Source organism: Bradyrhizobium sp. P2_E8, from assembly GCF_056403875.1.
Genome location: NZ_JBFUES010000391.1, coordinates 1 through 6,506, shown reverse-complemented (window position 1 = coordinate 6,506; position 6,506 = coordinate 1). Strand labels below are relative to the sequence as shown.

7 protein-coding genes are annotated in these 6,506 nt (G+C 66.8%); 5 read left to right on the top strand and 2 right to left on the bottom strand.

Annotation, left to right across the window (positions count from 1 at the left end; translation table 11 throughout):
• Positions 1 to 139 precede the first annotated feature (139 nt).
• Positions 140 to 868 (bottom strand): GntR family transcriptional regulator, encoded by a 729-nt coding sequence (locus AC1D00_RS21360; protein ID WP_135178986.1) that lies wholly within the window; start codon positions 866 to 868, stop codon positions 140 to 142.
• Between the two features lie 196 nt (positions 869 to 1,064).
• On the opposite strand from AC1D00_RS21360, the gene AC1D00_RS21355 reads away from it, so the two are divergent.
• Genes AC1D00_RS21355 through AC1D00_RS21335 form a run of 5 tightly spaced genes read left to right on the top strand, consistent with a single transcriptional unit; the run spans position 1,065 to position 5,747 of the window.
• Positions 1,065 to 2,099, top strand: coding sequence for an extracellular solute-binding protein (locus tag AC1D00_RS21355; RefSeq protein ID WP_477012025.1), 1,035 nt, complete (start codon positions 1,065 to 1,067; stop codon positions 2,097 to 2,099).
• Positions 2,096 to 3,175, top strand: coding sequence for an ABC transporter ATP-binding protein (locus tag AC1D00_RS21350; protein ID WP_477012024.1), 1,080 nt, complete (start codon positions 2,096 to 2,098; stop codon positions 3,173 to 3,175). Before AC1D00_RS21355 ends, AC1D00_RS21350 begins: the two co-directional genes overlap by 4 nt.
• Entirely contained in the window at positions 3,172 to 4,035 is an 864-nt protein-coding gene (locus tag AC1D00_RS21345; protein WP_404552280.1) for an ABC transporter permease, read from the top strand. The genes AC1D00_RS21350 and AC1D00_RS21345 overlap by 4 nt, the downstream gene beginning before the upstream one ends.
• Positions 4,032 to 4,832: an ABC transporter permease gene (locus AC1D00_RS21340; protein WP_477012023.1), complete on the top strand. Its 801-nt coding sequence runs from the start codon at positions 4,032 to 4,034 to the stop codon at positions 4,830 to 4,832. Before AC1D00_RS21345 ends, AC1D00_RS21340 begins: the two co-directional genes overlap by 4 nt.
• A 3-nt stretch (positions 4,833 to 4,835) precedes the next feature.
• Positions 4,836 to 5,747 (top strand): polysaccharide deacetylase family protein, encoded by a 912-nt coding sequence (locus tag AC1D00_RS21335; protein ID WP_477012022.1) that lies wholly within the window; start codon positions 4,836 to 4,838, stop codon positions 5,745 to 5,747.
• A 170-nt stretch (positions 5,748 to 5,917) separates the two neighbouring features.
• Here the strand turns inward: AC1D00_RS21335 and AC1D00_RS21330 are convergent.
• A partial coding sequence (locus AC1D00_RS21330; protein ID WP_477012021.1) for a transporter associated domain-containing protein occupies positions 5,918 to 6,506 on the bottom strand: 589 nt, incomplete at its 5' end.

Genomic DNA, 6,506 nt, shown 5'->3' with positions numbered 1-6,506 from the left:
GACCCATACCGCGTGATCTWTCGAGGGACTGCGGTGTAGGTACCGGCGAAGGAAGGGCAACTGCAAGTCTTCGCCGAACTTCTCCCTGTGGTTATGGGTCCCGGCCTTCGCCGGGACGACGTTGGGGAGGCGTTGCGCTTTAACGCCCCTTCCGTCGCTTCGGCTTCACTGCCCCAAACACCGCCGTCAAATCCTCGCTCGCCGGCACCGCATCGTCGAGATGCAATCGGCTCTCCACGTGCAGGAAATGCTCGCGCGAGACCGCAATCGCGCGCGCGACGTCGCGGGCGCGCAGGGCTTCGACGATGGCGCCGTGCTCGTCGACGGCGCAGATCGAATCCGTCGCTGGCTCGTAGACCGAGACCATCACGGAGGACCGGCTGAGCAGGTCGGCGAGGAAGCGCGACAGCTCGGCATTGCCGAGCGCCTCGACCAGATGGACGTGGAAGGCACCTGACAGCCGCACCGACGCCGCACGATCGCCGCGCGTGGCGGCGGCGCGCTCTTCAGTGAGATGCGCGGTCAGCTTTTCGATCAGGGCATCGTCGACATGGCGGACGAGCTGCGTCAGCACGCCGGCCTCGAGCACACGGTGCGCCTCGTAGACGCTGCGGACGTCGTCGAGCGTCGGGCGCGGCACGCGGGCGCCGCGGTTGGGGATCATCTCCAACCGCCGCTCCGCCCCCAGCCGGTGCAGCACTTTCCTGATGCGCTCGCGCGACACGCCAAAGATGTCGGCGAGCGGCGGCTCGGCGAGCTTGGTGCCGGCCTTCAGCTTGCCCTCCAGCAGCGCGTGCAGGATGGCCTGATAGACCGCCTCGTCCTCCGCCGGATTCGCCTTGCCATTTCGCCTGCGCTGCGTCGCCATGGCGATAGCTAGGCCCAAAGGATGCGCAGCGTCACCTCCAAAAAATGTGCACATTTGTTGCGCGGCTGCGCAAGCCCTAAACTCGATCGCAAATCAAGATATTGAAATTATTACATTTTATAGAAATGTGCACATTTGGCATGGCGCTTGCTGCTGCCTCGATGCAAGCCTTACGCACAACAAACGGGACATACCCATGCACACCCCCTCCCGACGCAGCGTTTTGAAGTCCGGCGCGGCCCTCGCCGCGGTTCTGGCGGCCCCGGGGCGCTTGCGCGCCGCGCCCATGGAGATCGTCATCGGCGGCCCGGCGGGCGCTGCAAAATATTTCAACGCCGATCTGTTTCCGGTGCTGGAGAAGAAGCTCGACTGCAAGGTGCTCTACGAGGGCACCAACTCGCTGACCAATCTCCAGAAGATGCAGGCCGACAAGGCCGCGCCGAAGATCTCGGTCGTCATCATGGACGATCCCGTGATGCTGCCGGCGTCCGCCGAAGGGCTGATCACGAAGATGTCGGCCTCTTCCATCGCGAACCTCGGCAAGCTCGTGGACGGCTCGGTCCACCAGGACGGCATGTGGGCGAACTATCAGCGGCCCTGGGCCGGCATCGCCTATTCGACCAAGCGGATGAAGACGGCGCCGAGCAAGTGGTCGGACCTGTGGGACGCGAAATATGCCTCGCGGGTGATCGTGCCGTCGCTCTCGAACACCGAAGGATTCTGGACGCTGCTCGCGGCCGCGCATCTCGAAACCGGCAAGCCCTACAAGGAGGCACAGTACGAGATCGAGGCGGCCTTCAAGAAGGTGAAGGAGCTGAAGGCGAACCTGCTGAACGTCTATACCAACGCGCCGCAGGCCATCAATCTGATGGAGCAGGGCGAGGCCTGGATGATCGGCGGCCAGTTCTCCGCCTACACGCTGATCCGCAAGGCCGAGGGCTCGCCGGTCGATCTCGCCGTGCCGCAGGACGGCGGTTTTGCGATGCCCTCCGGCATCGCGAAGGTGGCCGGCGCGCCTGGCGGCGATCTTGCCGACGCCGTGATCGACTTCTTCCTGAGCCCGGAGGCGCAGACCATCCTCGCCGACAAGGCCTTCGTCGCACCGACCAACAAGGGCACGCCGACGCCGGCGGGCTTCCCCGATCCCGCCTCGCTGTTCGCGCCGGACTGGGCGTTCGTCGCCAAGAACCGCGCCGCGTGGGTCGATCGCTGGAGCAAGGAGATGACATGAGCGAAGCCGCGCCGCATCTCGTCGTCCGCAGCATCTCCAAGCGGTACGGGCCGACGACGGTCCTCGACCATATCGACCTGACCATCCGCCGCGGCGAGCTGGTGACGCTGCTCGGCCCCTCCGGCTGCGGCAAGACCACGCTGCTCCGCGCCATCGCCGGGCTGGCGCAGCCCGACTCCGGCAAGGTCGAGCTCGCCGGGCGCGACATCACCCACGTGCCGCCGCACAAGCGCAATGTCGGCGTCGTATTCCAGAGCTACGCGCTGTTTCCGCATCTCACCGTCGCCGGCAATGTCGCATTCGGGCTGAAGGTCCGCGGCACGGCCAGGCGCGAGATCGACGCGGCGGTCGAACGCGCGCTGTCGCTGGTCAAGCTCGGCCATCTCGCCGGCCGCCGCATCTCGGCGCTGTCGGGCGGGCAACAACAACGGGTGGCGCTGGCGCGCGCCATCGCGGTCGAGCCTGATGTACTGCTGTTCGACGAGGCGCTCTCGGCGCTCGATCGCAAGCTGCGCGAGGAGATGCAGGTCGAGCTGCGCCGCCTGCTCCAGGACGTGAAGGCGACCGCGATCTTCGTGACGCATGACCAGGACGAGGCGCTGACCATGTCCGACCGCGTCGCAGTCATGAACAAGGGGCGGATCGAGCAGCTCGCCGAGCCGCGCGAGCTTTATTTGCGCCCCGCGAGCCTGTTCGCGCTCAACTTCGTCGGGCTGTCGACGCGGATTTCCGGCACCGTGCTGGCGGCCGACAACGGCAAGGTCGATGTCGAGACCAAGGTCGGCCGCCTGTCGGCGCTCGGCAATTTCCAGGCGGGCTCCCCCGTCATCGTCGCGGCGCGCCCTGAGCAGCTGCGCCTCGGCGAACAAAGCGAGGCCAACTCCGCGGCCGGACGCGTCCGCTCCGTGGTGTTCCAGGGCTCGCGCACATTGGTCGAGGTCGATGCCGGCGCGGGCGAGAGCCTGCTCGCCGAACTCTCGGAGCGCGATGGCGCGATCCCGCGCGTGCATGACGAGATCCGCCTGAGCTGGCCTGTCACCGAGACCTTTGCGTTTCCGATGGAGGCGCAGGCATGACCGAAGCCGCCCTTCCCGCGCCCGTCGCGGCGCCAGCGGTCGATCGCGAGCGGCTCACCGCGATCGGCTTCGTGCTGCCTTCCTTCGTTATCATCGCCGGCGTGTTCGCGCTGCCGCTGGTGCTGCTGCTCGGCGTCAGCGTCATCGGCGCCAACGGGCTGACCTTCGCCAACTACAGGCGCCTGCTCGGCACGCCCTATTATCTCGGGGTGATCTGGAATTCGCTGCGGCTGGGGCTGCTGACGACCATCATCGCCTTCCTGATCAGCTATCCCGCCGCCTTCGCGCTGGCGCGCGCCCGCGGCGCCTTGCGCTCGGTGCTGCTGGCGACGCTGTTCCTGCCGCTCGCGGCCAGCGTCATTGTCAAAGCCTTTGCCTGGACGATACTGCTGCGCAGCGACGGCATCGTCAACGAGACGCTGATCGCGCTCGGCATCATCGAGGACCCGATCCGGATGATCTTCACCGAGACCGCGCTGATCGTCGGCGCCGTGAACATCTTCCTGCCCTTCATGATCCTGCCGATCTACGCCATCGTCGCCCAGCTCGATCCGCGCTATGCGGAAGCGGCCTCCACGCTCGGCGCCTCGCCGATCGTGACCTTCTTTCACGTCATCCTGCCGCTGACGCTGCCGGGCATCATCGCCGGCGTCGCATTGGTGTTCTCGCTATCGGTTTCCGCCTATGTGGTGCCGACGCTGCTGATCGGGGAAAAATACCCGACGCTCGCGACCACGATCGCAAAAGCCTATCTGCTGGCGCGTGAGCCCGGCTTCGGCGCCGCAGCCGGCGTCGTCCTGCTGGGAATCGCGATTGCCGTCGTCGCGCTGAGCGCGCGCCTGTCGCGGGAGCCGAAATGATGATTCGGGCCGCAATCGTCGTCTGCTGGGTCATGGCCATCGGCCTCGCGCTGTTCCTGATCGTGCCACTGCTGGTGATCGCGGCCGCGAGCTTCTCGCCGACGCCGGTGTTCGATTTGCCGCTGACCGGCGCATCGACGCGCTGGTATGGCCGGATCGGCCGGCTCGACGGCTTCTGGCCGTCGCTGCTGCTGTCGCTCCAGATCGCGCTGCTGTCGACCGCGATCTCGCTGGTCTCAGGCACGCTCGCGGCCATTGCAATCGCGCGCGGAAAGCTGCCGGGCGCGGGCATCTTTGCGACCGCGCTGGTGTCGCCGCTGATGATGCCCGGCCTCGTGCTCGGCATCGCGCTGTTGCAGGGCTTTCGCGCTGTCGGCTTCACCGCGCCCGGGGCCACGCTGCTGGTCGCGCATCTCGTGATCACGCTGCCTTACGTCGCCCGCACGATGATCGCGGGCCTTGCGCGGTTCGACTTCACCCTGATCGAGGCGGCGCGCACGCTGGGCTGCACCTATCCCGGCAGCGTGCTGCGCGTGATGGTGCCGGCGCTGGCGCCGTCGTTCCTGATCGCGGGGATTTTCTCGTTCCTGGCCTCGTTCGACAATTATCCGGTCTCGATCTTCCTCGCCGACGTCCGGACCAAGACGCTGCCGATCCGGATGCTGCAATATATCGAGGAGGCGCCCGACCCGACGCTCGCGGCGCTCTCCACCCTCATCCTGACGGGCACGGTGATCCTGCTGTTCGTCAGCGACCGCGCCGTCGGCCTGCATCGCATGGCCGGAACCTCGGACTGATCCATGAGCGAACCCAGGCAAACTACCCCTCATCGCGACTTCGCCGGCTATCGCGGCAGGCCGCCGAATCCGCGCTGGCCGAACGGCGCGCGCGTCGCGGTGTCGCTGGTGGTGAATTTCGAGGAAGGCTCGGAATTCTCCGTCAACGACGGCGACGCGAACAATGAGGCGATCTATGAGGTCGTGCACCGGCTCGACGGACCCGATTCCTRCATCGACAGCCATTTCGAATACGGCACGCGCGCCGCGTGGTGGCGCATCATGGACCTGTTCGACGCGCACGGCGTCAAGGTGACGGTGAGCTCCTGCGGCCGCGCCGTCGAGCGCTCGCCGGAGCTGGCGCGCGACGCGATTGCGCGCGGCCACGAGGTGTCTGCGCATGGCTGGCGTTGGCAGAGCCATGCCGACATGGACGAAGCCAGCGAGCGCGAGGTCATCGTGAACACGGTGGCGGCAATCGAGCGCGTCACCGGACAGCGCCCGGTCGGCTGGCACACGCGCTCGGCAACCTCGCCGAACACGCGGCGCCTGCTGGTCGAGCACGGCGGCTTTCTCTACGACAGCGACGCCTATAATGACGACCTGCCTTATTACCGGGACGTTGCCGGCAAGCAGCATCTGGTGCTGCCCTATGCCTTCGACACCAACGACATGCAGTACTACAACGCCTCGCGCTTCAACGGCGCCGACTTTGCCGACTACGTCATCGATGCGTTCGAATGGCTGAAGCGCGAGGGCGAGACGGCGCCGAAGATGATGTCGGTCGGATTGCATCTGCGCATGATCGGCCGGCCGGGCCGGATCGGCGCGCTGGAGCGGATCCTGGCGCATCTCACGGCAAGCGGCGCCGCGTGGATCGCGCCGCGCGCGGCAATTGCGCGGCATTGGATGACGGCGGTGCCGGCGGGGGTGTGAGTTGCGCCGGCCTGCGCCACATAGAAGGTGTCATGCCCTGGCTTGACCGGGGCATCCAGTACGCCGCGGCTTCTCGGCTTGGTCATGACCGCCTCTGGAATACTGGATCGCCCGCCTTCGCGGGCGATGACAGCGAGGTTGTGGCGGCGGCCCGCAAGCGATGGTGAGCCCTAAACCCCCGCCACCGACGTCCACAAATCCGCCAGCTTGCGCCGCAGCGCCTGTCGGCGCGTCAGCGGCGGCGGTGTCTCGTCGTCTTCCGGCAGACGCAGGCCCACGACATTGACGCGGCCGCCGGAGATGCTGCGGGCGACCAGCACGATCTCGTCCAGCGCAAGTTCAGCGCCCTCTTTCGGCGCGCGGTCGAGATGAACGTCGAAATAGTCGGCGAGCGTCAGCTTGGCTTCGTCCTCGCTCACCTTCACGCCATAGATCTCGGCGAGTTCGGCCAGCGTGTGCTCGCCGGAGACCATGAAGTCGCCGAGCAGATGCGGGTCCGGCGCGGTGCTCGGCTGCATGTCGACGAAGAAGCGGTCGAGCGACTCGGCCTTTTCCGGCGGCGCCAGCAGATAGATGTAGTCGCCGGGCGCGATCGGATCGGCCTCCGTCGGCGTCAAGATGTTCTCGTTGCGGATCACCAGCGTCGGCTTCGACCAGGACGGGATCAGGCCGCGGCGGAAGTACAGGCTCTTGGGCCGCACCGAATAGCCGACGAGCTGCTGCTCGAGCTGGCCGGGCAGATCCAGTTCGATCCAGTTC